General features: G+C 59.9%; 22 protein-coding genes and 1 pseudogene. 8 read left to right on the top strand and 15 right to left on the bottom strand.

What is annotated here, in order from left to right:
* Window positions 1–33 precede the first annotated feature (33 nt).
* Window positions 34–1149, bottom strand: a complete 1116-nt coding sequence (locus AAFN47_RS08685; RefSeq protein WP_499808819.1) for an Mrp/NBP35 family ATP-binding protein — start codon at window positions 1147–1149, stop codon at window positions 34–36.
* A 207-nt stretch (window positions 1150–1356) separates the two neighbouring features.
* On the opposite strand from AAFN47_RS08685, the gene AAFN47_RS08680 reads away from it, so the two are divergent.
* The 6 genes and pseudogenes from AAFN47_RS08680 to AAFN47_RS08655 all read left to right on the top strand — a co-directional run.
* Window positions 1357–1641 carry an acyl carrier protein gene (locus tag AAFN47_RS08680; protein ID WP_220226722.1) on the top strand — a complete coding sequence of 95 codons (285 nt, stop codon included), beginning with the start codon at window positions 1357–1359 and terminating at the stop codon, window positions 1639–1641.
* Window positions 1642–1693: 52 nt separating this feature from the next.
* Window positions 1694–2185: a 3-hydroxyacyl-ACP dehydratase FabZ family protein gene (locus AAFN47_RS08675; RefSeq protein ID WP_499808818.1), complete on the top strand. Its 492-nt coding sequence runs from the start codon at window positions 1694–1696 to the stop codon at window positions 2183–2185.
* 16 nt (window positions 2186–2201) lie between these two features.
* Complete coding sequence (locus AAFN47_RS08670; RefSeq protein WP_499808817.1) at window positions 2202–3404, top strand: beta-ketoacyl-ACP synthase; 1203 nt, start codon at window positions 2202–2204, stop codon at window positions 3402–3404.
* Between the two features lie 52 nt (window positions 3405–3456).
* Window positions 3457–4740, top strand: a complete 1284-nt coding sequence (locus AAFN47_RS08665) for a beta-ketoacyl-ACP synthase (protein ID WP_499808816.1) — start codon at window positions 3457–3459, stop codon at window positions 4738–4740.
* Window positions 4741–4790: 50 nt separating this feature from the next.
* On the top strand, window positions 4791–5828 hold the full coding sequence (locus AAFN47_RS08660) for a zinc-binding dehydrogenase (RefSeq protein WP_499808815.1): 1038 nt from the start codon (window positions 4791–4793) through the stop codon (window positions 5826–5828).
* Window positions 5825–6733: pseudogene (locus AAFN47_RS08655) on the top strand (lipid A biosynthesis lauroyl acyltransferase); the annotation flags it as partial. The gene AAFN47_RS08660 and the pseudogene AAFN47_RS08655, both read left to right, overlap by 4 nt.
* 172 nt (window positions 6734–6905) lie before the next feature.
* Here AAFN47_RS08655 and AAFN47_RS08650 read toward each other — a convergent pair.
* The 5 genes from AAFN47_RS08650 to cobA all read right to left on the bottom strand — a co-directional run bounded on the left by AAFN47_RS08650 (window position 6906) and on the right by cobA (window position 11621).
* Window positions 6906–7337 carry a L,D-transpeptidase gene (locus tag AAFN47_RS08650; RefSeq protein ID WP_499808814.1) on the bottom strand — a complete coding sequence of 144 codons (432 nt, stop codon included), beginning with the start codon at window positions 7335–7337 and terminating at the stop codon, window positions 6906–6908.
* A gap of 199 nt (window positions 7338–7536) precedes the next feature.
* Entirely contained in the window at window positions 7537–8517 is a 981-nt protein-coding gene (cbiB, locus tag AAFN47_RS08645) for an adenosylcobinamide-phosphate synthase CbiB (protein WP_499808813.1), read from the bottom strand.
* A 7-nt stretch (window positions 8518–8524) separates the two neighbouring features.
* The gene (cobD, locus tag AAFN47_RS08640; protein WP_499808812.1) at window positions 8525–9535 is read right to left on the bottom strand and encodes a threonine-phosphate decarboxylase CobD; all 1011 of its coding nucleotides are present in this window, start codon (window positions 9533–9535) and stop codon (window positions 8525–8527) included.
* Entirely contained in the window at window positions 9532–10833 is a 1302-nt protein-coding gene (locus AAFN47_RS08635) for a cobyrinic acid a,c-diamide synthase CobB (RefSeq protein WP_499808811.1), read from the bottom strand. Before AAFN47_RS08635 ends, cobD begins: the two co-directional genes overlap by 4 nt.
* Window positions 10833–11621, bottom strand: a complete 789-nt coding sequence (cobA, locus tag AAFN47_RS08630) for a uroporphyrinogen-III C-methyltransferase (protein WP_499808810.1) — start codon at window positions 11619–11621, stop codon at window positions 10833–10835. The genes AAFN47_RS08635 and cobA overlap by 1 nt, the downstream gene beginning before the upstream one ends.
* A gap of 70 nt (window positions 11622–11691) precedes the next feature.
* On the opposite strand from cobA, the gene AAFN47_RS08625 reads away from it, so the two are divergent.
* Complete coding sequence (locus AAFN47_RS08625) at window positions 11692–12060, top strand: hypothetical protein (protein WP_499808809.1); 369 nt, start codon at window positions 11692–11694, stop codon at window positions 12058–12060.
* On the top strand, window positions 12044–12781 hold the full coding sequence (locus tag AAFN47_RS08620) for a cobalt-precorrin-6A reductase (RefSeq protein ID WP_499808808.1): 738 nt from the start codon (window positions 12044–12046) through the stop codon (window positions 12779–12781). The genes AAFN47_RS08625 and AAFN47_RS08620 overlap by 17 nt, the downstream gene beginning before the upstream one ends.
* Here the strand turns inward: AAFN47_RS08620 and cobM are convergent.
* The 9 genes from cobM to cobN all read right to left on the bottom strand — a co-directional run bounded on the left by cobM (window position 12778) and on the right by cobN (window position 24019).
* Entirely contained in the window at window positions 12778–13554 is a 777-nt protein-coding gene (gene cobM, locus AAFN47_RS08615; protein WP_499808807.1) for a precorrin-4 C(11)-methyltransferase, read from the bottom strand. The two genes, AAFN47_RS08620 and cobM, sit on opposite strands and share 4 nt — an antisense overlap.
* On the bottom strand, window positions 13551–15386 hold the full coding sequence (cobJ, locus tag AAFN47_RS08610) for a precorrin-3B C(17)-methyltransferase (RefSeq protein WP_499808806.1): 1836 nt from the start codon (window positions 15384–15386) through the stop codon (window positions 13551–13553). The genes cobM and cobJ overlap by 4 nt, the downstream gene beginning before the upstream one ends.
* Window positions 15376–16119: a precorrin-2 C(20)-methyltransferase gene (cobI, locus tag AAFN47_RS08605; RefSeq protein ID WP_499808805.1), complete on the bottom strand. Its 744-nt coding sequence runs from the start codon at window positions 16117–16119 to the stop codon at window positions 15376–15378. Before cobI ends, cobJ begins: the two co-directional genes overlap by 11 nt.
* Window positions 16116–17375: a precorrin-6y C5,15-methyltransferase (decarboxylating) subunit CbiE gene (gene cbiE, locus AAFN47_RS08600; protein WP_499808804.1), complete on the bottom strand. Its 1260-nt coding sequence runs from the start codon at window positions 17373–17375 to the stop codon at window positions 16116–16118. Before cbiE ends, cobI begins: the two co-directional genes overlap by 4 nt.
* Window positions 17376–17377: 2 nt before the next feature.
* Window positions 17378–18016 (bottom strand): precorrin-8X methylmutase, encoded by a 639-nt coding sequence (locus AAFN47_RS08595; protein WP_499808803.1) that lies wholly within the window; start codon window positions 18014–18016, stop codon window positions 17378–17380.
* A gap of 2 nt (window positions 18017–18018) precedes the next feature.
* Window positions 18019–19167: a sirohydrochlorin chelatase gene (locus tag AAFN47_RS08590; RefSeq protein WP_499808802.1), complete on the bottom strand. Its 1149-nt coding sequence runs from the start codon at window positions 19165–19167 to the stop codon at window positions 18019–18021.
* Window positions 19164–19394: a DUF6732 family protein gene (locus AAFN47_RS08585; RefSeq protein ID WP_499808801.1), complete on the bottom strand. Its 231-nt coding sequence runs from the start codon at window positions 19392–19394 to the stop codon at window positions 19164–19166. The genes AAFN47_RS08590 and AAFN47_RS08585 overlap by 4 nt, the downstream gene beginning before the upstream one ends.
* 244 nt (window positions 19395–19638) lie before the next feature.
* The gene (gene cobO / locus AAFN47_RS08580; protein WP_499808800.1) at window positions 19639–20277 is read right to left on the bottom strand and encodes a cob(I)yrinic acid a,c-diamide adenosyltransferase; all 639 of its coding nucleotides are present in this window, start codon (window positions 20275–20277) and stop codon (window positions 19639–19641) included.
* On the bottom strand, window positions 20270–24019 hold the full coding sequence (gene cobN, locus AAFN47_RS08575) for a cobaltochelatase subunit CobN (RefSeq protein ID WP_499808799.1): 3750 nt from the start codon (window positions 24017–24019) through the stop codon (window positions 20270–20272). Before cobN ends, cobO begins: the two co-directional genes overlap by 8 nt.
* Window positions 24020–24021 lie beyond the last annotated feature (2 nt).

Here is a 24021-nt window from a genome sequence, read left to right as displayed (position 1 = left end):
TTTTTGCAGCACGCCCCGAACCGGCAGGCAGCTCTATTCGAACACGATCGCCGGCGCGCCGACCTGGCTCTCGTCGTGAAGGGAATCCTTGATCTTTTCGGCGATTTGTCTGTAGGCCTCGGCATGCGGGCTATCGGGAGCCGAAACGACGACAGGTTGGCCGGAATCGGAACTGACGCGGATGTCCATGTGAAGTGGCACCTCGCCAAGGAAAGGAACACCGATTTTTTGCGCCTCTTCACGCGCGCCGCCGTGACCGAAGATATCCGATCGCTCTCCGCATGACGGGCATACAAAGTAGCTCATGTTTTCCACAAGACCGAGAACGGGCACATCCACCTTGCGGAACATGTTGAGCCCCTTTCGGGCGTCCAGGAGAGCGAGGTCCTGCGGCGTGGATACGATGACGGCACCGGCCATAGGAACCTTCTGAGCCATGGTCAGTTGCGCGTCGCCAGTGCCAGGCGGCATGTCGACGACCAGGATATCCAGTTCGCCCCAGTCCACTTCTCTCAGCATTTGCGTCAGAGCGGAAACGACCATCGGCCCGCGCCAGATCATCGGCGTCTCCTCGTCGACGAGAAAACCCATCGACATGACCTTCAGGCCATAGGCCTGTTTCGGCGGCAGCTTTTCCTTTCCGGCCGGCGTGAGGCGTCCTGTAACATTAAGCAGTCTCGGCACGGACGGGCCATAAATATCCGCGTCGAGAACGCCTACGCGCAATCCCAGCGACTGCAGCCCGAGCGCAATATTGACGGCCGTGGTCGATTTGCCGACGCCGCCCTTGCCGGAAGCCACGGCGATAATGTGCTCGACGCCCGGAACGCCCGGCTTTACTCCCGTCGGCTGCGGTCGCGCCGAAGGCGCTTTCGGCTGCGGGGACGGCGAACCGCCCTTGCGCTCAGCCGTAAGCGCAACCATGGCCGATTGCACCCCTTCGATAGAGGTCACGGCCTTTTCGGCCGCCAGACGCAAGGGCTCCAGAGATGCGGCGAGGTCGGATGGCACGCTGATCGAGAAGAACACCTTGCCGTCAGCGATCAGAATATCGGAAACCAGGCCCTTCGAAACGATATCGCCGCCGATGGAAGCATCTCCGACCTCCCTCAATCGCGCCAAAACCTGATCACGGGTCACATTAGTCATTTGTCCATGTCCTTCTTGCTCGGGCTTTGTCTTCGCAATAGTGCACTTGGCTTTGCGGCACAATGCCGCCAGATCAGCCGAACTTTGTCGCGGCGCGGCGAACGCTGCGCCAAGCCCCAAAGTTCTTCGGATAAACGGACGACAGCCCATTGGCTTTTGCATCCGTTTTTTCTATAGGTCTCCGCTGACAATACCCAGAACAAGGATATGAGCGTGTCTGCCACATTCGACAAGGTTGCCGACATCATCGCCGAGACCAGCGAGATCGATCGGGACACCATTACACCGGAGAGCCACACGATTGACGATCTTGGAATAGACAGCCTGGACTTCCTCGATATCGTATTCGCCATCGACAAGGAATTCGGCATCAAGATTCCACTTGAAAAGTGGACGCAGGAAGTCAATGACGGCAAGGTCGGCACTGAAGAATATTTCGTCTTGAAGAATCTCTGCGCCAAGATTGACGAGTTGCGCGCGGCAAAAGCCTGACGGTTGAATACAGCCGTCAGAACCGGATCATAGGCGGCGCCAGGCACAGCGAATGTATCTCGAATATTTCCAGATGATCGATCGGGTGACGATGGTAGACGTCGCCGCCGGCAAGCTTGCGGCGTGCTCCACCACGCCTGCACAGAGCCCGGTGTTCGAAGGCCATTTCCCCGGAATGCCGCTTGTGCCCGGAGTTCTTCTGATCGAGACCATGGCTCAGGCCAGCGGCATGCTGGTGCTGGCGACCAACAATTTCGCCGCAATGCCGTTTTTGATGTCTGTCGACAGCGCCAAGCTGCGAACGTTCGTCGAGCCGCAGACGGAACTGGAAATCGAAGCCGTCCTCGAGCATGAAGGATCAGGTTACGTCGTCACGAAAGCGAAGATCGCAAGCGGCGGGAAGCGCATATGTGACGCGCAGTTGAAACTGCGCACAGTCGATTTCGACAACAACCCACAACATGATATAGCAAGCCTCGCTGGCGTCGTTCGGGACCGTGCGGCGGAAATCGGGTTGATGTCAGCAATACAGGAAAACCGGTGAACAGCGGGACTGGACCATGACCAAAGCCGAAAACGACGTTGTCATCACCGGAATAGGAATAGTCAGTTCGCTTGGCGTAGGCAGGCAGGCTCACCTGTCCGTGCTGACAACCGGCGACACAGTGGAGCCGGTTCTCGACACCGAGAGCTTCGCGCCGTACCCGGTGCACCCTCTGCCCGAGATCAACTGGTCGGATCAGATCCCGCGGCGCGGCGACCAGCGGCAAATGGAAAACTGGCAGAGGATCGGCGTCTTCACAGCCGGACTGGCGCTTGACGACGCCGGACTGAAGGAGGACCTCGAAGCCTGTTCGACAATGGATATGGTGGTGGCCGCCGGCGGTGGCGAACGCGACGTCTCCGTCGACACGATGATCGTCAATGAGGCCGCCAAGCGAAACGATCGCGACATGGTGCTCAACGAAAAGCTGACGACCGAATTGCGGCCGACACTGTTTCTGGCGCAATTGTCGAACCTTCTCGCCGGCAACATCTCCATCGTCCACAAGGTCACCGGCTCATCGCGGACATTCATGGGCGAAGAAAGCGCCGGTATCTCGGCCGTCTCCACACTGTTTGAACGCATCCGCGCGGGCCAGACGTCCCATGCGCTTGTCGGCGGCGCCTACAACGCGCAGCGGCCCGACATGCACTTGGTTTACGAAGGCATGCAGACGCTCGAACAAGGTTCCTGGCGTCCCCTGTGGGAGCGCCCAGGCGACACTGGCGGAATTGTCACCGGCTCGGCTTCCGCCTTTCTCGTGCTGGAATCACGCGCTCACGCCGAAGCGCGCGGAGCAACCATCCATGCCCGCATCGACGCTGTGGAGGGCGATCGCGGCAAACGCGACGAAGGCCGGATGGAAAGCCGTCTCGAACGGATGGCCGACATCATCAACGCGCCTGACAGTCCCGACACACTCGTCATGTCGGGCGCTTCCGGCGCACATGATCTGACGGAGCGCGAAAAGGCCTTTCTGGAGAAACACTACGGATCCGGACTTCTGCGCGGCTATTCGGGCGTGATAGGCCACAGCATGGAAGCCCAGTTCCCGATCGGGATCGCTCTGGCAGCCATGGCGCTCGGTTCGCAAGAACATTATGTGCGGTTCGATCCGGTTTCGGAAGGCGTAATGGACAAGGCCGCCCGACGGGCGGTTGTCACTTCGGTGGGTTTCTATCACGGCGAAGGTCTTGCCGGTCTCGCAGCCGACCTCTAAATCTGGACTTAATTTGCCCCTAAAAGCGGGCGCAGTGTCAGCGGAGACGGTCATGACCGCCAGCAAATACAGAGATCATCTGAACCGTCCGATCATAGCCGTGACCGGCATGGGCATCGTCACGTCCCTCGGACGCGGCAAGCAGGACAACTGGAAGGCCCTCACCGACGGCGTTTCCGGGATACACGAAATAACGCGGTTTCCGACCGAAGGCCTTTCGACCCGCATCAGCGGCACGGTCGATTTCATGGATGCGCCGAACTACGCCAGCGAAATCTCCTTCGCCATGGCCGATGCCGCGACCCGTGAAGCGCTCGAGGAAGCCGGCGTCACAGGCGAATTCGGCGGCCCGCTATTCCTGGCCGCGCCTCCCGTCGAATATGAATGGGATCACAGGTTCCGACTGGCCGACGAATATGGTTTTGCAGAGGAAACCAACAACGCCTACGACGTTTTTCTGAAGGCGATGCGGGCGCGCCCGCACAAGGATCTGACCCGCTCGGCCCTCTTTGGCGCAATCGCCGAGCGATTGGCGGAAGTCTACGGCACGCGCGGCCTGCCCGTGACCCTTTCCACGGCGTGCGCATCCGGCGCAACGGCGATCCAGCTCGGCGTCGACGCGATCCGCCAGGGACGCACGGACAAGGCGTTGACGGTCGCGACCGATGGATCGGTCAATGTCGAGGCGCTGGTCAGGTTTTCGCTGCTTTCAGCCCTGTCCACACAGAACGACATTCCGGAAAAGGCTTCAAAACCTTTCACAAAGGATCGCGATGGTTTCGTCATCGCAGAAGGCGGCGCCGCCCTCGTGTTGGAATCGCTGGAAGCCGCAGAGGCGCGCGGCGCGAATGTTTTGGGTATCGTCAAGGGATATGGAGAAAAGGCCGACCATTTTCACAGGACCCGCTCTTCACCTGACGGCGGTCCGGCGATCGCCACCGTCCAGGCGGCCCTGTCGGACGCCGGCATCGATGAATCCGGCATAGACTATATCAACGCGCATGGCACCTCGACGCCCGAGAACGACAAGATGGAGTATCTGTCGCTGTCCACGGTCTTCGGCGACCATCTGCCAAACATTCCGGTTTCCTCCAACAAGTCGATGATCGGCCATACATTGACCGCAGCCGGCGCGGTTGAGGCGATCTTCTCGCTCATGACGATAAGAACCGGAACGCTGCCGCCAACCATCAATTACGAAAATCCGGACCCCACCATCGAACTCGATGTTGTGCCGAATGTGAAACGCGAAAAAGCGGTAAACACCGTGCTTTCCAACTCGTTTGGCTTCGGCGGACAAAATGCATGCCTTGTCATGGCGGTTGAACCGGCCTAAACGCGGTTCCTAACGAAGCCAATACAGAATAGCCGGGGAAACGCCGCCTTATGCGTGCATTGCAGCTTATTGACGATCGCAAACTGGAACTGACCGACATTGCTCCGCCGGACGAACCCGGTCCTGGAGAAGTCACGCTCAGGGTCGCCGCCGTGGCGCTCAATCACATCGATGTATGGGGATGGCGCGGCATGGCGTTCGCCAAACGCAAGCTTCCGCTGGTGATCGGCGCGGAAGCCTCCGGCACCGTCGAGGCGATCGGCCCCGGCGTTTCGAATGTGCTGCCTGGGCAACTTGTCTCGATATATGGCGCGCGCACCTGTGGCCTATGTAAACACTGTCGTGAAGGCCGGGACAATATGTGCGAGCACGTGGCCGGCGTGCACGGGTTTCATCTCGACGGCTTCGCCCAGGAAAAAATCAACGTTCTGGCGCGGCAGCTTGTGCCCGCGCCACCCGGGGTCGACGGCGTAGCCGCGGCGCTCGCGCCTGTTACGTTCGGCACCGTCGAACACATGCTTTTTGATAACGCCAAATTGCAGCCCGGTGAAACCATTCTGGTTCACGCCGGCGGTTCCGGCATTGGCTCGGCCGCAATCCAGCTTGCCAAAAAGACGGGATGCACAGTCATCACGACCGTGGGCTCAGACGACAAGGTGGAAAGGGCGCGAGAACTTGGCGCCGATCATGTCATCAATTACCGCGAAGACCGGTTCGAGGGAGCAGTTCGCAAACTCACGAAGAAGAAGGGCGTGGACGTTGTCTTCGAACATGTCGGCGCCGACACATGGGCCGGCTCCATGCTGTGCATGAAACGCGGCGGCCGGCTTGTGACTTGCGGCTCCACATCGGGCGTGTCGACGCAGGTCAATCTCATGCAGCTTTTCCAACAGCAGCTAAGATTTATCGGATCCTTCGGCTGCCGAATGGAGAATCTCGCCGACGCCATGGAAAAGATGGCCCGCGGCATTGTTCATCCCGTAATCGACACGGAAGTCGAGCCTGAGGACATCGACACCGCGCTCGCCAGAATGGAAAGCCGACAGGTATTCGGGAAAATCATTTTGAGAATGGATAAAGACGCGTGAATCCAACACTCAGACAATCGATTGTCACTCTTATCAAAATTCAGGAGTGGCTGGTCGCGCAGTTTGTGTTCGCGACACTTGGGGTTTTGAAGAAACTGCCCGCTCGCAAGGCAATCCGTTTTACAGACTACATGGCGCGCAAGATCGGCCCGCTGACTCACCGGCACAAGCTTGCCCTGCAAAACCTGGAACTCGCATTTCCCGAAAAATCAGAAGAGGAGCGCGAGGCGATCGCGCTTGACATGTGGGGGAACATGGCTCGCCTGATGGCGGAATATATCCTCATAGACAAGCTGATCGACAGCGGCATCGACACTGGTCAAGGCGGCCTCATCGAGGTCGAAGGCATCGATCGTTTTCTCGATCTTGTTGAACGTCCGCGTCCGTTTATCGTGTTTACGGCGCATACAGGCAATTTCGAACTCCTGCCGGCGATTGCCGCCAGATACGGCCTTAACGTCACCGCCCTGTTCCGTCCGCCCAACAACCGATACATCGCCAACAAGTTGCTGGCCGCCCGGCGCACACATATGGGCAACCTTGTGCCGTCGCGGGCAGGCGCCGCCTGGAATCTCGCTGGCGTTCTGGATGAAAACCGAGGCGTGGGACTGCTCGTCGACCAGAAATTCCGAAAAGGCCCGACCGTGCAATTCTTTGGACGCGACGTAATCGCCAATCCGCTTTTGGCCAAGCTGGCGCGTCACTTCGACTGCGAGGTCTTTCCGGCCCGGTGCATCCGGATTGAGAATGATCGCTTCCGTCTCGAGATTGAGGAACCGATCACCATGCCGAAGGACAGCGACGGAAATGTCGATATCCAGGCGGCGTCGCAGATCGTAAACGACAAGGTCGAAAGCTGGATCAGGGAATATCCCGGACAGTGGATGTGGTTCCACGATCGTTGGGGCGATCCGAGAGGATTTCGTCTAGACCCACAGCAGATCGCGCGCGCAAAGAAATATTTCGAGAAGAACGGGCAGTGGCCGGTGCATGTGCGCCGACGCAAACCCGGCCAGCCTCTCCCGGCCCGCATGCGAAATCCGCAGCGGCCGGGCGGTCACGGTCGCAAAAAACCGTCTATTGAGTGATGATGATCCGCGTGTTGTTGAAACCTTCGCGCTCAACAAGCGAGAAGAGCATGGCGGCGTTTTTCGGATCAAGTCTCACACACCCGTGTGACGCCGGGCGTCCAAGGCGACTGATCTCGTTCGTTCCGTGCACAGCGTAACCGCCACGGAAGAAGATTGCAAACGGCATTGGCGCGTTGTTGTATTTGCGGGACTTGTGATACTTCGACAGCCATTTCGGGCTGTATGATCCGGTCGGCGTGCGGTAGGAACCGCGCCCTGTCGATACTTTCCAGCGGTACTTGACCTGCCCCCTGTGTGTAACGACCATTTCCTGCCTGGAAAGATCCACCTGAGCCATCAGCGTTGTTGCTCTGGCAATAGCTGTTTGAAACGGCACGATTGCCAGTCCGGCGACGATCGTCAGCACATATCTGAACATTTGCAGTCCCCCTGCTCCTTGATCAGTGTTCACTATTCGACATGCGATCAGATACGCATATCATCGAGACCTTTTCTTATAGTTGCACCCATTTATAGTAATAGATAACAACCTATACCAAATAAAGGTAACGGCATTCTTTCTAAAGCCGTTAAACTATTCGAAATGTGGCATATGTCACAATTTCGGGGTTTGGTTCTCAGGCGAGCATTTCGCACAAGGCCGGAATCGCCACGGCAAGGAACAGCAGAGAGCAACTCCAGCTGAAGAGCATCAACGCACGATCGAGATCGTCGACAACGACGGCGGCGCGTCCCTTCGCATTCAGATAGGGCTCCATCACGGGCGTCTTTCCGTAGCTGCGCGGACCGGACAGAGCGACGCCAAGCGCGCCGGCCATGGCGGCTTCTGGCCAACCTGCGTTCGGAGAACGATGCAATCCGGCGTCGCGAAGAACAGCGCCAGCCGCCCTCCGCGCTGACTTCAGTCCGAGGCGGATTGCCGTCGAGAGAACGAGGAAAGCAGCTGACACCCGCGCCGGAATCCAGTTCGCGATATCATCCAGCCGGGCGGCAGCCCGACCGAAATGCAGATGTCGTTCGTCCTTGTGGCCGATCATCGAATCGGCCGTGTTGAGCATCTTGTAAGCGAGTAGACCCGGAAGACCGAGGATCAGATACCAGAAAGCCGGGGCCACCACACCGTCGGAGAAATTCTCGGAAAGGCTTTCTATGGCTGCCCGACCGATTGCCGGTGCATCGAGCCCTTCGGGATCGCGCCCGACAATCTGCGAAACCGCGCGTCTGGCTTCATCCAATCCGCCAGATCGCACGGCGTTCGCGACCCTTCCGACATGCTCTGACAGGCCTTTCTGGGCAAGAAAGATGGAGATGGTAACAATTTCCAGAATGACGCCGGCGACGCCGAAACTGTAGAATATGGCCGTAAGCACCAAGCCAACAAAGGCGCTTGCGGCAAGCAAAAGTACGATCGCGAAAACACCATGTCTCCAACGGGTTTCTGCACTGTCGTCATCGTCGTTCAGATCGGACTCGCATCGATCGATCGCCTTGCCGAACAGGACTACCGGATGCGGCAACCGCCTCCACAGCCAGTCCGGGTCGCCGATCAGGCGATCAAGTACCAAAGCAAGCGCAAGGATGAGGAAGCGGGTAGCCATGTCGCAGTCAATTCCCCAGAGCTTCGGTCAGAGCGGATTGCAGGCGGGAGCGCGCCGCCTCTTCACGCGGAAGCCCGATCCGCAACCAGTCCGGTTCATAGTCAAACTTGCGAACAAGGATATGACGTTTGCAGAGACTTTCGAATAGCTGGTCGGCGCGGTCATGTCGAATGAGTGTGAACAGATCCGTGCCTCCGACCACTTCCAATCTGCACGCGCCAAGAACGTCTTCAAGTTTTTCGCGAAGCTCCCGGATATCCGATCGAATCCTGCGGACGCACTCGGCGTCGTTATAAATGGCGGCGGCGATCGCCAATGCCGGTCCGGACACCGCCCATGGTCCTAAAGTTTCCCGGAAACGCTGCAGGATCGGCTGCTGCGCAATGACGAATCCGAGCCTGAGGCCGGCAAGACCAAAAAATTTACCGAACGACCTCAGCACCAGGACACCATCTGTGATTGACGCGTATGGCGCCATGCTTAGTTCTGGCGTCAGATCGCAAAAGGCTTCGTCCACGATCAGGCAGCCGTCGCGTCGGGCAAGGTCCGGGGCCAAGGCTTCAAGCTGCGTCGGACAAAACGTGCGCCCATCCGGGTTATTCGGATTGACAACCACGACGAAACGCTCGTCCCCGGAAAGCCCGTCCAGGGACGGCGCAACCGTTACCGGATTGCCGGAACGGATAAAGCTGCGCTCGTATTCCGCGTAGGTTGGCCCAAATATGGCGACCTTGCCCTGGCCCAGAAGTCCAAGGCGCTGGATAATGCTCTGCGACCCGGGCGCAGCCAACGGCGTCTTGCCTGGCGGAAGATCGAAATAACGGGCTGCGCTGCCGCAGGCTTCATTCATGAGATCGTCATCAGGAAGCCGGTTCCACACATCGGGCGAAATTGTTGGCAGCGGCGCCGGAACCGGATTGACTCCGGTCGAGAGATCCAGCCAGTCCGACGGAGCGCCGCCATAAAGCCTGGAGGCTGCAAAAAGCCCGCCGCCATGTTCGACAATCTCGGCCTTCATGGCGTTTCCGCGATGTCGATGACATGCATGAAAGACCCCGCAACACCGCCGCGCCGCAACCCGCATCGACCGAGTTCCTCGCCGAGCGCGTCCGTCGTCTCAAACAAGCGGCCGTCTTCGGCTTCTGATACGAGCGTTGCGTAGTGGAACTCGTGGGCCGTCATCGACGCCTCAAAGAAATCCGACAGCGGTTTGATACGACGATAACCGAGATGCAGCCTTCGTTCTGCGAAGCTGGTGACAAGCGGCAGAAGCCCGAGCATGGCGTGGCTTTCACCTTCTGCATCGATCAGGGCGTCGCCGAGCGCCATGTAGCCTCCGCATTCTCCATAGACCTTTCGACCCTGTGTCGCGGCCCGGCGGACGCCTTCACGAAACCGGCCGGCGGCGGCGAGTTGTCCCGCGTGCAGTTCCGGATAGCCACCCGGAAAATAAATCGCGTCGGCGGCTTCATCCGGGGCCTCGTCGGCGAGCGGAGAAAAGAACACGATTTCGGCGCCCTGTCGGCGCCATCCGTCAAGAATATGAGCATAGGTAAAGGCAAAGGCCTCATCGCGCGCAATGGCGACGCGCTGGCCTGGCGGCGGCAGGCGGTCGGTCGCCGTTTCCGACGGCGACGCGCCGAGACTTCCGCTCGCAGCGCGCAGTGCTTTCAGGTCGCAATTCGCGTGGACCAAGTCAGCCGCATGCTCGATGAACATTTCGAGCGAAGCATGTTCGCCGGCCTGCACCAGACCAAGATGCCTTTCAGGCAGTTCGAGCCTTGCATCCCGCGGTATAACTCCGAATACATCCATGCCGTTGGCTTCGAGCGCCTGTCTCAGCATCGCTTCGTGCCTGGGACTTGCGACATTGTTGAGAATCACGCCGCCTATCATCACCTCGGCGCGATGTTGTGCAAAACCGTCGACAAGCGCCGCGATCGAATGAGACATTCGACCGCAATCGACCACGAAGACGACCGGCAGACGCAGTATTGCGGCAAGATCGCCGGCCGAGCCGCTACCGTCGGCGGCTCCGTCGAAAAGCCCCATCATTGCTTCGATGACGAGCAATCTGCCCTTGGCGACCGCCGCGCCTGCCTGCGCCTCCAGCAAGTCGCGACGCATTGCCCATGGATCGTAGTTGAGGCATGGCACGCCGCTGGCCGCCGCATGGAACGCGGGATCGATGTAATCCGGACCGGCCTTGCCGGGTGCAATTGAAACGCCATCGCGTTTCAAGGCCCGGAGCAAACCAAGCGTAAACGTCGTCTTGCCGGAACCTGACATGGGGGCGGCGATAAGAAGCCCGGCCATCAGGTCGCGCCTTTACCCAGCCACTTCATCACGTCGCGGAAGCCGACAACTGCGCCGACCACGACGACGGCAGGCGGCGAAAGTCCGGCGAGCGCAATGTCTTCTTCCGCCTGCGCCAGCGTGGTTTCAACGACCTGTTGCTGCGCGGTCGTCGCATTGCAGACAACAGCGACCTTCTCATCCCTGGAGCGGCCTGCCGCTATCAGGCGGCTTGCGATCGGGCCGATATGTTTCATGGCCATGTACATGACGATGACAGGAGAACCTTTGGCGACGCTTTCCCAGTCGATCCTGTCCGGAACGACGCCGCTGGAATCATGTCCTGTCAGGAAAGTCACGGCGTGATTGACGTCGCGATGCGTCACCGGAATGCCCGCATAGGCCAGACCACCAATCCCGGCCGTGACGCCCGGAATGATGCGAAACGGAATATCGTGTCTGACGAGCGTCAATACTTCCTCTCCGCCGCGCCCGAACACAAAAGGATCACCGCCCTTGAGACGGAGCACCTTCTTGCCCTGCCCGGCTAGCTCCGCCAGACGCAGCGAAATGTCAGCCTGTTTGGCAGACGGCTTGCCGCCGCGCTTGCCTGCATATTCCAGGGTTGCGTCGGAACGCGCGAGCTTGAGACAATCGGCATTGACGAGAGCGTCATAGACAATGACGTCAGCCTGCCGGATAGCGTTGACTGCATGCATCGTCAGCAAACCCGGATCACCAGGGCCTGCGCCGGCCAGCCAGACGGATCCCGCTTCCATAACGGGAAGATGCGGCAGCCATTCATCCATTGCCGTCTCCGTCTACCTGCACCTTTCCCACCATAGCAACGTAACCTATAACGCCAATATGAAACGCGCATTGGCGGACAATAACAATAGCGTCGGTAATGGCCTTCCTGTCAAACGCGGCCGGGCAACGGGTGCATTCGCAAAAGTCGCCGGCAAGGCGGCGCTCGACCCGCATTCGAACCGCAGTCAGGTCGATATCCAGTTCCTGCCGGAATTCGCCATCAACGCCGAATTGATTCGAAGTCTGAAGGACAGGATTCAGAACGCCAACGCTGCCAAACAAGCCCCTGAAATCGCTCATCAAAGAAAAATCAAACTTGCCGCGCCAATAGCCGGGAAGGCTCGTGACACCGCGCTTGCGACCCTGCGCTACGCATCCGTTGATGTTGATGTGATCATTGTCGATCGGGAAGGAAAAATCCTTGCCCGGACGCCCTAGAACGATTTTGATTCTGGCTGGAACGCGCGAGGCGTCCGACCTGGCCGAGCGGCTTTGCCAAAGAGGGGGGTTGCGGGTTATCTCGTCATTGGCCGGGCGTACTATGCAGCCGGTGACCGGCGCCGGCGAATGGCGCATCGGCGGCTTCGGCGGGGTCGAAGGTTTGGAGACGTTTCTCCGAGCGGAAGGCATAGACATACTGATCGATGCAACGCATCCGTTTGCCGCATCCATGTCGCTGCACGCAGCAGAAGCCGCCGGCCGTATCGGGACACCTCTACTTACGCTACTGCGTCCCGCCTGGAAGCGGCGGACTGGCGATCGCTGGACCGAAGTCGGCGGGCTTAACGAGGCCGCTTTAGCGGTCCCTGAAGGCGCCTGCGCTTTCCTGGCGTTAGGCAGCCAGCACATCAGCGCATTCGCAGAGCGGACCGACGCGCATTTCATCGTGCGAATGGTGGATCGACCGGGGCAAACTCCGCCGCTTGCCTCTTGCGAGTTGGTCATCAGACGACCCGGCGAGACAGTCGCGGATGAGATCGACCTCTTCAGGTCGCGATCAGTGACGTGCGTCGTTTCACGGAACTCAGGCGGCGGTTCGTACGAAAAGATCCAAGCTGCGCGGGAACTCGGAATTCCCGTCATTATGATTGCGCGCCCCGCTCCGCCGCCTGGAGCGACATTCGCAACGGTAGACGCGTTGCTTGCGGCCATCGGCTAGGCCTTCTGCTTCTTCTTGCCGGCGTTTCGCAAAACATGGCTGAACGAATGATCGTATAGTGACGAATCGCGGAACTGCGCCTTGCCCAGAACCGGGCCCACCATGATCAACGCCGTGCGCGTGAGTTTCGCCTTTCGCACCTGCGCCTTCATCTCCGCGAGCGTGGTGCGGATGTACATTTCGTCAGGCCACGTCGCCCGATAGGCGACCACCACTGGGCAATCCTCGCCATAATGCGGCGCCAGCGCTTCGCGGACATAATCCATGTTGCGGATGGACAGATGGATCGCCAACGTCGCGCCAGACTGGCCGAGGATTTCCAGGGTCTCTCTTTCCGGCATGGAGGAGGCCTTCATGCCAGTGCGCGTGAGGATTACCGTCTGGGCGATTTCTGGAAGGGTCAGCTCGGTTTTCAATTTTGCCGCAACGCCGGCGAAAGCCGGAACGCCCGGCACGACCTCATAATCGATATCAAGGTTATCGAGACGACGCATCTGCTCGGCAATCGCTCCGTAGATGGAGGGATCTCCGGAATGCACGCGAGCGACGTCCTGGCCTTGCGCGTGGGCTTGCGTCATCTCGTCGATGATCTGGTCAAGATGCATCGGCGCCGTATCCATGACCCGCGCTTCCGGAGGAGCCGCCGCGACGATCTCTGCCGGAACCAGGGAACCGGCGTAGAGACAGACCGGGCAGCGCTCGACAAGTCGCAGGCCGCGAACGGTAATGAGATCCGGCGCCCCCGGACCCGCTCCTATGAAGTAGACGGTCATGACGCAGTTGCTTTCGGCTTGAGGATGCTGTCGGATTTCGCCGCATAGCCGCGCGGCGTGTAGACCCACGAGCGACCGTCGCCCGTCTTGACCGTGCGGCTCATCGAGGAGCCGACGATAACGACGGTCAGCATATCGACATCATCGACATCAAGTTCAGCCAGCGGTACGACACGCACCGTTTCACCACTACGTCCGAGATTGGTAGCCAGCACCACCGGCGTGTCGGCGGGACGGGTCTTGAGCAATTCGTCCCGCGCCCAGGCGAGTTGCGTTCGGCGGCGCTTGGAGACGGGATTGTAGAAGGCGATCACGAAATCGGCCTCGCCCGCGGCCATGACGCGCCGTTTGATCGATTCCCAGGGAGTGAGCAGGTCTGACAGCGAGATCGTGCAGAAATCATGACCCAAGGGCGCGCCCATACGGGCGGCGGCCGCCTGAAGCGCAGAAATGCCCGGCGAGACCTCGACCGCGATGCGTCGCGCTGCATCGCTCAACTCCACGCCCGTATCCAGGAGTTCGAACACTAGCGTCGCCATTGCATAGATGCCCGCATCCCCCGAACACACAAGAGAGACCAAGTTTCCCGTGCCGGCCAATTCCATCGCATGGCGCACCCGCGCCTCTTCCTTGCCGAGATCGAAATCGTGACGTTGCTTTCCCTCGGCAAGCCGGCCGAGCAGATCGAGATAGAGCGAATAGCCGACAAGATCGCTGGACTGCCCAATCATTCGCGAGACTTCCGGCGAGCGCCATTCTGCGGAGCCGGGCCCGATGCCAACGACGAATAACCGGCCGCGCGCGCGACCACGCATTGCTGGCGAGACTGGTTGCGGCGAACGGGCGATCGCGCATGTCGTTCGCTGCGATTTGACTTTCGGCGCAATGAACTCGGCCTCAGGGCCGGCAGCCGCCAATGCCGCGCCTTCCGCCACGCCATGGCACCCGACTTCCCGGAACACGATTTCGGACGGATTCTCGAGCCGACCGGCTTCCGCCTCCAGTTCCACCGCCGTAAAAAACCGAGCTGGCGCATTGAAATGCCGTGCTGCAGCATGAATCGCCGCCTCATCGGCCTTGAGGTCGATCGAGTAGAGGCCTGATACGGCCGCGGGGGACAAGTTGCTTTCAGCGAGCTGTCGCTCGACCAGCGCAATCACTTCCGCGGCCTCCGCGCCGCGCTCGCAGCCAACGCCAACGCAAAGGGTCGCTGGCGCGTAGACGAGTTCCAGCGCTTCCGGTTCGATGATCGTGTCGCTGACAGTCAACCGAACAGCCGCATCATCCTCGAAAGGTATTTTCGATTGCGCCAGCCATTCCGCCTTGCCGGTCAGCCTGGCGGATCGACCAGCCACAAGCTCGGCCATGACGTCTCTGGCCTTCTCCGGATTGACCAGACGATACCCTACTGGCGGCGCGTCGAGCGCGACGCCAAATCTGAGGTCTCCCGCAGTCGTCACGGCCTCATGACCATCAAGAATTGTAGCCGCCCGCCTCGCCAGATCGTTCGCTCCATGATGGCCGCCAAGCAGGGGAACCACAATGCGCCCGTCCTCGGAGAGGCTGACAACAGGCGGATCGCTGTACTTGTCCGAAAGAACAGGCGCGAGGATGCGGATCAGCGCCCCCGACGCCATGAAGGCGACGATTGGCCGGCCGGCCTCGAAGAGATCCCTTATATGCTTTGCAGCGTCATCGAAGCGCACATCCGCATCGGCCACACGGCTCGCTGGTCCGTGCAAATCTCCACCAAATTCCTCCGCAAGCATGCGGGCGGACCCGATGCTTGTCTCGTTCAACAGGATGATCGCTGGTGGTACTTCAGCGGGCATCTGCGTGCTCCCTGCCGGCTATCGGCCACGAGGCGACCCAGTCTTCCGCGCCCTTGTAGATGAGGATCATCGAAAAATAGGGGGCATCCGCATTCATGTCGGAGAGCGGCAGAATACGCTGCTCACCGAGCGAAATACGTTCCAGATAACCGGCGCGATCCACCAGATTTAGCCCCTCAAGCAAGCTCTTTATACGATTGAAATGTCTACCGATTTTAATAATGACAACTGCGTCGGACATGGTCAGGCGCGTGGCGATCTCTTCGTCGGAAAGGGTGCCTGGCACTACAGTCAGGATATCGTTGCGCGCCGCAAGCGGCCGACCGAGTGCGGCCGCTCCCGCCATCATGGACGACACCCCCGGCACCACCTCGCAGGGATAGCGTTGCGCCAGCCGCTCATACAGATACATGAAGGAGCCATAGAAAAACGGATCGCCTTCGCACAGGACCGCGACATCCCTTCCCTCATCCAGATAGACGGACAGGTCGCGCGCTGCTTCGTCATAGACGGCTTTTGCGGGAAATCGCTCCGTGCGCATCGGCACGATGATCGGATACTCCATCCGGTCTTCCCGAATGTATTCACTGACGATGCTTCGCGCTAAACTTGGTCCCGTATCGGGTTGTGGATAGGCAACGACCGGAGCCGCGCCCAGGACGCGATGCGCCTTGAGCGTCAGAAGCTCCGGATCGCCCGGACCAATGCCGAGACCGTAAAGTGTGCCCGTCATTCGCTCTCCAACGGCTTGTCGACGGCCCATTGAGTGACCGGCATCAGCGGTTTCCAGCCTGAAAATCCGCCGACCTTTTCAAGGCGCGATACTGCGATCCTTCGCATGGTCCCGCCATGGTCCCCATGCAGGTGCGCAAGACGGGTTTCACCCTCGATCGTAACCACGTTAGCGACGAGCCGGCCGCCCGGCTTCAGGGCTTCCCAGCAGGTTTCAAACACGCCTTCGTCCGTGACTCCGCCACCGATAAAGACCGCGTCCGGCCGGTCCAGATCCTGCAGTGCGGCCGGTGCTTCACCGGTAAACACCTTGATCCGTGGTGTTCCAAGAGCCGCGGCGTTGTCAGCGATCATGCGAACGCGCTCGCGCTTCGCCTCGACAGCGAACGCCTTTGCCCCGCGTGCCGCGCGCATCCACTCGATGGCAATCGACCCGCAACCGGCGCCGACGTCCCAGAGCAAGGCAAGAGGACACGGCTTCAGCGCAGCAAGGGTCGCTGCCCGCACTTCCGATTTTGTTAGTTGCCCGTCATGGAAGAAGGCCTCGTCGGGCAGACCAGGCACAGCCGAGTAAAGGGCAGCGTCTTCGCCGGCGACGCATTCGACGCCGAGCACATTGAAATCGGCGAATTTCGGATTGTCCGGATGGTACGGGCCGACCTCCTCCGCCGTGATTTTTACTGTCCGCTCGCGATTGCCGCCCATATGTTCCAGCACGGTCATCACCGAACGGCCATAGCCGCGAGCAACCAGAATATCCGCCACTTCATGGATCGTGCGCGCAACGGAGGTCAGCGACACGATGCGGTTTTCCGGCAGGATATGGGGATGGACGCCAACCACGGCGCGTCCGTGCAAGGAAATGCAGGCGGCGTCGGAAAGCGACCAGCCAAGCCTTGCCGCAGCCAGCGAGAAGCCGGACGGCGAAGGGATGACCTGCATTTCCTCGGGCGCCAGCTTGCGCCGCATCGTTGCGCCGATTCCGAAATGCATCGGGTCTCCCGTTGCAAGGATAGTGACCGGGCGGCCGCGACGCTCTTCGAGAAACTTCAGCGTCGGACCAACGCCCATGGTCCAAGGAACGATCTCGGCTTCGGTCAGTCCCAGCGCCGCAAGATCAAGATTCTCAAGCACGCGTTCCGGAGCCACAAGCGTCTCGGTTTGCTTGACCAGTTCGATGGCCTGCGGGGTCAGCGTTGCGATACCGTCGTCGCCAATCCCCACGATGGTCAACCACGGCTTCAATGGCTGTTTCATGTTCAAGTCTTCAGCCCTCCGGCGACAGCATTGACGATACTGGAGGCCATGGCGCTGCCGCCTCGCCTCCCTCTGACGACCACGTGGGGTACAGCGCCTGCGTTAGCAATCAGAGATTCCTTGGATTCCGCTGCGCCGACGAACCCGACCGGCGTTGCGATGATGAGCGCTGGCGGCGACAAACCGCGATCCAGCAACTCAAGCAGATGAAAGAGGGCCGTCGGCGCATTTCCGATGGCGACGATGCTGTCCGGCAATCGGTCGCTCAGCGTTTCGATTGCCGCGGCGGATCGGGTCGTGCCCTGATCGGAAGCCAGTTGCGTCGCCGCTGCCGATCCGACATTGCAGAGCAATTCTGTTTCGTTGGGCAGCAATCGACGCATGATACCGTGTCGGACCATTTCGACATCGCAGATGATTGCGCAACCGTTGTCGAGCGCCGCGCGACCCGCTTCAGCGGCGTCAGGCGACATAACCATGTCATCGACGATATCGACCATGCCGCAGGCGTGAATCACTCTCACAGCAATCTCGCCCAACACCCCGGGAAATCTTAACAAATCCGCCTCGCGACGGATCGTGGCGAAGCTTTCGCGATAGATTTCCTGTGGATCGCGGATGTAGTCCATCGCGGCCTCCACTATTACTTGCCCCGCTCCATCGACTTCGGTCCATGCGGATGATCCGCATGGGGATAGGGATGGTGGTGGTGATCATGATGTCCGTGACCGTGGTCATGATCATGCGCGTGGGCATGGTCATGGTCATGGTCATGGTCATGGTCATGGTCATGGTCATGGTCATGATTGTGCAGCGGCGTGAAGGGAAGGCCATGCTTGCGGCAGAAGTCTTCGTCACGGCACGACGCATCGCAGTCGCCCTCACAGGGACAGTTCTCAAGTCCGCCGCCGATTCCCTCGACGTGATGGTGATGGCTTTCCTGCGCGGCCCCCACCTCCGCCTCGAAACCGAGAACCTGTTCGCGATATTTGCACATCTGGCAGTTCATCACCGCCTGCCCTGCCCGTGTTTCCTCGACACGATCCTCGAACGTATCAAGGACAAGGTGATGATCGTTGAGATAGTCCGCCTTGACGAAATCGATCTCCGGATGATCCGCGGCGACAATATCGGTGAAGCTGTAGATCCGCTTCACGAGAACGCCGGTGAATAGGAAATAGGGAAACACGACAATACGCCGGTAACCGAGCTTCACGGCATGCCGCAGCCCGGGCTCCACCAAGGGAAAGGTCACGCCGGAATAGCAGGTTTCGCCCCAACCGAAGCCCATGCCTTCCCACAACATCCGCATGACTTTCGCAACGTTGGAGTTGGCGTCGGGATCGGAAGCGCCGCGACCGACGACCATCAGCAGCGTCTCGTGAAGTGGGATAGTTTCCTTCTCTTCGTCGGCAGCCTCGATCGCCTCCCGGATGCGTTCGCCGGCGGCCCGGATCATCCTCAGATCAACGCCGAGTTCGCGGCCGTAATCGATCTGGATGTCGCGATGCGCCGCCTGATAGGTGTTGAGCACCGATGGAATGTCGTTCTTGGCGTGACCGGCTGCGAACAACATGCCTGGCACGGCCAGGACACGCGTGACGCCCTGCTCTCGCAGGCGATCAAGACCCGAATGAATTACCGGATTGCAGAATTCGAGATAGCCATATTCTACCGGCGTGCCTTCATAGCGCGCCTTCAATCCCTCGGCGACCTTGGCGAATTCACGCGCAGCATTCTGGTTGCGACTGCCGTGGCCGCAGACCATGATGCCGATTTTTTCCTGTTTCATGCCGCGGCCTCTTCCGCGCCGTCTGCTTCGGCTTCCGCGTCGGATTCGTTTTCAGACTTCTTTTTCTTGCCAGCCTTGTGTGCAAGGGCCGCGATGGCGGCGGCGCCCAGAGCCGCTGCAAGGCCGATCCAGTGCGAATGCCCGGCGACCTCGCCCAGATGTCCCATATGGGCGAAGGCGGGCACTGGCGATGCAAGTAAAAATGCTGCGGCTAATGTGCGTGTCATCGAAGGTCTCCAGGCGGCGTTGGTTCGTGCACGAAACGCCCGGCGGTGAATGCCGCCGCACCGGTCTGGACAGCTCCGGAATTGACCCCCGATATGGGTCGGCCTCACCGGAATTTCTCGCAGCCCGATCGCATCGGACGCCGTCACACGCTGTCGACCCTTGTAGGCTGTACGAACTATTGCGTCAAACATAAAGGCGGAGTTCACCGCCCCATACACGACACGGAGAAGCCGTCACAGCTGATCAGAATTCGATGCCGACTTGCGCCTTCACTCCAGAACGGAACGGATGCTTGATCACCTCCATTTCGGTTACAAGATCGGCAAAATCGATGAGTTCATCCTTCGCGTTGCGACCGGTGATGATCACATGCTTCATCGGCGGCTTCAGGCTGAGAACGTCCAGCACTTCTTCGAGCGGCAAATAGTCATAGCGCAGCACGATGTTCAATTCGTCGCACAACACCATATCGTGCTCGCTATCCAGAATCATCTGCTTCGCCTTTTCCCAAGCCTGGCGCGCCGCCGCGATGTCACGCTGCCGATCCTGGGTTTCCCAGGTGAAGCCCTCGCCCATGGTCGCAAGCGTCACCTGGTCGGGAAAGGCTTCCAGAACCTTGCGCTCGCCGGTCCCCCATTTGCCCTTCACGAATTGCACGACGCCCACCTTCATGCCGTTGCCGATCGCGCGAAACACCATGCCGAAGGCGGCCGTGGATTTGCCCTTGCCCTTGCCCGTGTGAACGATCGTCAGACCTTTCTTCACGGTCTTGGTGGCGATTATCTTGTCCCGGGCGGCCTTTTTCTTCCGCATCTTTTCGGCGTGACGGGCGTCGAGTTCTTCCTCAGTCATCGCTTTCAGCTTGTCCGATTTGTCAGCCATGGGCGTTTTCTCGTTTTTTCATGCCGGTGATTTCCTCCAGTGCGAATTGTGCCGAGTTCGACCGCGGTGTCCAGAGCTTGCGTTCTATCGCCTCCAGCAATCTGTCCGTCATCTCACGGAAAGCGGCGCTATTGTTTATCTCAATGAAGTCGCGCACAGCCTTGTCCGAAACAAAGGCGTCGTAGACCGCATCGAAATGATGGTCACGGACCGCTCCTGTGGTCGCTGCAAAGGCGAACATGTAGTCGACCGTCGCCGCGATCTCGAATGCGCCCTTGTAGCCGTGCCGCATGACCCCCGCGATCCATTTCGGGTTGACGACACGGGCGCGCACCACGCGACCGATCTCGTCTTCCAGCGTTCGGATCACGGGTCGTTCCGGGCGGGAATGGTCGTTGTGATAGACCGTCGGACGCGCGCCTGTAACAGACTTCACGGCCGCCGTCATGCCGCCCTCGAACTGGTAATAGTCGTCGCTGTCGAGCAGGTCGTGTTCGCGATTGTCCTGGTTCTGAATGACGGCCTCGATTGTGCCCAGCCGGCGGTCGAGCGCCTTTCGATCCCCCTCGCCTTCAACGCCGGCGCCGTAGGCGTAGCTGCCCCAGACTTTGTAAGCTTCGGCGAGATCTTCGTCAGACTGCCAACCTCTTTCGTCGATCAACGCCTGCAGTCCAGCGCCGTAGGCGCCGGGTTTCGAGCCGAAGACGCGGAAGCCGGATTTCCGAAGCGCTTCATCCGGACTTACTCCTGCCTGTTCCAGAGATACCCGCTCCGCCATCATGCGCGCGGCGACCGGGTTGTCGCCGGGATCTTCATCGAGCGCGCTTACGGCGCGGATCGCCTTGTCGAACAGTGCAATCTGATCCGGGAAGGCGTCGCGAAAGAAGCCGGAGATGCGCAAGGTCACATCAACGCGCGGTCGGCCAAGTTTGGCGATCGGCATGATCTCGTATCCGGTCACGCGGCGCGAAGCGCTGTCCCAGACCGGCTTGACGCCAATCAGCGCCAGGGCCTGGGCGATGTCGTCGCCACCGGTGCGCATGTTCGACGTGCCCCAGGCGGTGAGACCGAAGGATGTCGGCCATTCTCCATTGTCCTGTGTATAGCGCGTTATCAGCATTTCGGCTGATTTGCGACCAAGTTCCCAGGCGGTTTCCGTCGGCACGCTTCGGCTGTCCACAGAATAGAAATTGCGACCTGTGGGCAATACTTCCGGTTTGCCGCGCGTCGGCGCGCCGGATGGACCCGGATCGACGAAACAGCCCGACAGCGCCCTTAAAAAACCTTGTATCTCCGCAGCTCCGCAAGCGCGCACCGAAGGCTCCACAACATCTTTGACGCCACGCAGCACCGCCTCCGTGGCGACCCACTCCGAAGGACAGGGCTGGGAACCGGAAACGAGGTGGCTCGCTAGCAGTTCGATCCGCTCCACAGTGTCGCCATGCGTACGCCAGGCTTCGTCGGAATGTTGTGCCAGAACGTTCGGGCGCAGCCCTTCCCAAGGCGCGCCCATCGGACAATCGAGCGGGTCGAAGTCGAGAGCCAGATCTTCTGCAATCGCCCGCTGGAGGCTTGCGTCGGCGCCTTCTCCCGCGCCTCTTGGAACGCGCACAAGAGCGGTGACGAGATCATCAAGCAGCCGTCCTACCGGAGATTTGCCGAATATATGCAGACCATCCCTGATCTGCATTTCTTTGAGATCGCAAAGATAGGCGTCCAGCTTTTCGAGCGCTGTGTCGTCACTGTCGCCACCCGAGATTCCTACGTCCAAATCAAGACCGATATCGCGGACAAGATTGAGAATACGGGATTTCAGAAGCTTCAGGCGACGCGGATCGCTGCCGGAAGCCTCGTAATACTCGTCGACAAGAGCCTCCAGATCCTTCAGCGCGCCATAGGACTCGGCGCGTGTAAGCGGCGGCGTCAGGTGATCAATGATAACGGCGGCCGTGCGCCGCTTCGCCTGTGTCCCTTCGCCGGGATCATTGACAATAAAGGGATAGACATGCGGCATTGGGCCAAGCAACGCATCCGGCCAGCACTCGGCGGACAACGCCAGCGCCTTTCCAGGCAACCATTCAAGATTACCGTGCTTGCCCATATGCGCGATGACATCCGCTTCAAAATTCTCGCGCAGCCAGGCGTAGAAAGCGATATAGCCGTGCGGAGGAACAAGATCCGGTGAATGATAAGTCTCTTTCGGATCGATATTGTATCCGCGCGCCGGCTGGACGCCGATCACGGTCTCGCCGAGGCGCATCAGCGGGAGAGCGAAACTGCCTTCGCAATAGAAGGGATCGTCCTCTGGACCGCCCCAGCGGTCGATAACTTCCCCCCGGATCTTGTACGGCAGCGCATCAAAGAACCGAAGATAGTCCTCCAGGGACAGCATCTCGCGGATTTCGCGCGCGTCGACCGCCGCATTAGTGGGCCCTGCCATAAGCAGGTTCATCAGCGCGTTGCCGTCGGCGGGAACCGCGTCAACGTTGTAGCCCGCCTGTCGCATGGCATTCAGAACTTCGACCGTTCCGGCCGGGGTATCGAGACCGACGCCGTTGCCGAGCCGGCCGTCCCTGTTGGGGTAATTGGCGAGAACGAGCGCAACACGGCGGTCCTTCGGCTGCTTGCGGCGGAGTTGCGCCCAATTGGCAGCAAGACGAGCCACAAATGCGACGCGGTCGGCAACCGGTTCGTGCGTGACGATATTGGTCTCGACCGCCTCGTCCCATATACCGGCCGATTTGAAAGAAATGGCGCGGGACAGTATCCGGCCATCGACCTCGGGCAGCGCCACATTCATCGCCAGATCACGCGCCGTAAGCCCCTGCGCAGAGTCTTGCCAACTCTCGACTGTCGATCCGGACAGGATCACCTGAAGAACTGGTGCGCCGGTGGATTCCAGCACAGTCGAGCGCCGGGCGCCGCCCGGTGAAGAGACGGCGAAACCCGTGGCGTTGATGACAATGTCAGGCGGCGCCGTTTCGAAAAGAGCGCTGACCGTCGCCGCGCAAACAGGATCCTTGAGGCTGCCGACATAAACCGGCATAGGCTGCAGGCCTCGTTCCTGCAGCGCCTCGATCAGAGCTTCGACGGGCTTCGTCTGCCCCCCTTGCACGAGCGCCCGGTAAAAGCATATCGCCGCAACAGCCTTTTCCGATCCGGTCTCGATGATGTCGTCGACATGGCGAATGTCTCGCCCCGGCCACCACAGACCGGCTTTCAGCAGTGGAACCGCAGGTCCCGGCTTGTCGTCGCCAGTCAGTAGAGTTTTGGCGAAATCCAGAAAGCGGCCGGCGTTCTCGATCCCGCCCTCGACTAGATAGGACCAGAGAGCCTCTGAATCTGCTCGAGGCACAGTTCCATAGTCCAGCAGGCCGGGATCCGGCTTGTCGTCGCCTGGAAGCACCGCCAGCGCAATGCCGCGTTCGAAACACAGCGCATGAAGGGACTGCAGCGCGTAGGAAAAATAACTAGCGCCGCCGAGTGCACGCACAACAACAAGCCGCGCCTGGCCGGCAGTCTTTTCCAGATACGTGTCAACCGACATCGGATGCCTGAGCTGCATCAGACTTGCAAGGCGAAGTCGCGGCGCATCTTCACCACGCATTTTTCGCGCTTCGGCGAGGCTGGCCAGTTCGGTATCGGCTGCGGACAGAACGATCATGTCGGCCGGCGACTGGGCGAGATCAATCGCCTCCTCGCCATCCGCTATCGATCCTTTCTGCGCGACCAGAAGGTGCATGT

It is taken from the genome of Hoeflea sp. CAU 1731 (genome assembly GCF_039888615.1).
GTDB lineage: Bacteria > Pseudomonadota > Alphaproteobacteria > Rhizobiales > Rhizobiaceae > Flavimaribacter.
Note: the sequence above shows the minus strand (reverse complement) of the source record. Positions and strands in the feature narration are given on the sequence as shown.

What these genes read in the sequence shown, in the direction of transcription:
- AAFN47_RS08680 (WP_220226722.1), top strand. Translation starts at nt 1,357, where the DNA reads ATGAGCGTGTCTGCCACATTCGACAAGGTTGCCGACATCATCGCCGAG.
- AAFN47_RS08670 (WP_499808817.1), top strand. Translation starts at nt 2,202, where the DNA reads ATGACCAAAGCCGAAAACGACGTTGTCATCACCGGAATAGGAATAGTC.
- cbiE (WP_499808804.1), bottom strand. Translation starts at nt 17,375, where the DNA reads ATGAAACAGCCATTGAAGCCGTGGTTGACCATCGTGGGGATTGGCGAC.
- AAFN47_RS08660 (WP_499808815.1), top strand. Translation starts at nt 4,791, where the DNA reads ATGCGTGCATTGCAGCTTATTGACGATCGCAAACTGGAACTGACCGAC.
- cobA (WP_499808810.1), bottom strand. Translation starts at nt 11,621, where the DNA reads ATGGATGAATGGCTGCCGCATCTTCCCGTTATGGAAGCGGGATCCGTC.
- cobI (WP_499808805.1), bottom strand. Translation starts at nt 16,119, where the DNA reads ATGACGGGCACACTTTACGGTCTCGGCATTGGTCCGGGCGATCCGGAG.
- cobM (WP_499808807.1), bottom strand. Translation starts at nt 13,554, where the DNA reads ATGACCGTCTACTTCATAGGAGCGGGTCCGGGGGCGCCGGATCTCATT.
- AAFN47_RS08635 (WP_499808811.1), bottom strand. Translation starts at nt 10,833, where the DNA reads ATGGCCGGGCTTCTTATCGCCGCCCCCATGTCAGGTTCCGGCAAGACG.
- AAFN47_RS08665 (WP_499808816.1), top strand. Translation starts at nt 3,457, where the DNA reads ATGACCGCCAGCAAATACAGAGATCATCTGAACCGTCCGATCATAGCC.
- cobN (WP_499808799.1), bottom strand. Translation starts at nt 24,019, where the DNA reads ATGCACCTTCTGGTCGCGCAGAAAGGATCGATAGCGGATGGCGAGGAG.
- AAFN47_RS08590 (WP_499808802.1), bottom strand. Translation starts at nt 19,167, where the DNA reads ATGAAACAGGAAAAAATCGGCATCATGGTCTGCGGCCACGGCAGTCGC.
- AAFN47_RS08650 (WP_499808814.1), bottom strand. Translation starts at nt 7,337, where the DNA reads ATGTTCAGATATGTGCTGACGATCGTCGCCGGACTGGCAATCGTGCCG.
- cobO (WP_499808800.1), bottom strand. Translation starts at nt 20,277, where the DNA reads ATGGCTGACAAATCGGACAAGCTGAAAGCGATGACTGAGGAAGAACTC.
- AAFN47_RS08685 (WP_499808819.1), bottom strand. Translation starts at nt 1,149, where the DNA reads ATGACTAATGTGACCCGTGATCAGGTTTTGGCGCGATTGAGGGAGGTC.
- cobJ (WP_499808806.1), bottom strand. Translation starts at nt 15,386, where the DNA reads ATGCCCGCTGAAGTACCACCAGCGATCATCCTGTTGAACGAGACAAGC.
- AAFN47_RS08675 (WP_499808818.1), top strand. Translation starts at nt 1,694, where the DNA reads ATGTATCTCGAATATTTCCAGATGATCGATCGGGTGACGATGGTAGAC.
- cobD (WP_499808812.1), bottom strand. Translation starts at nt 9,535, where the DNA reads ATGAAGGCCGAGATTGTCGAACATGGCGGCGGGCTTTTTGCAGCCTCC.
- AAFN47_RS08585 (WP_499808801.1), bottom strand. Translation starts at nt 19,394, where the DNA reads ATGACACGCACATTAGCCGCAGCATTTTTACTTGCATCGCCAGTGCCC.
- cbiB (WP_499808813.1), bottom strand. Translation starts at nt 8,517, where the DNA reads ATGGCTACCCGCTTCCTCATCCTTGCGCTTGCTTTGGTACTTGATCGC.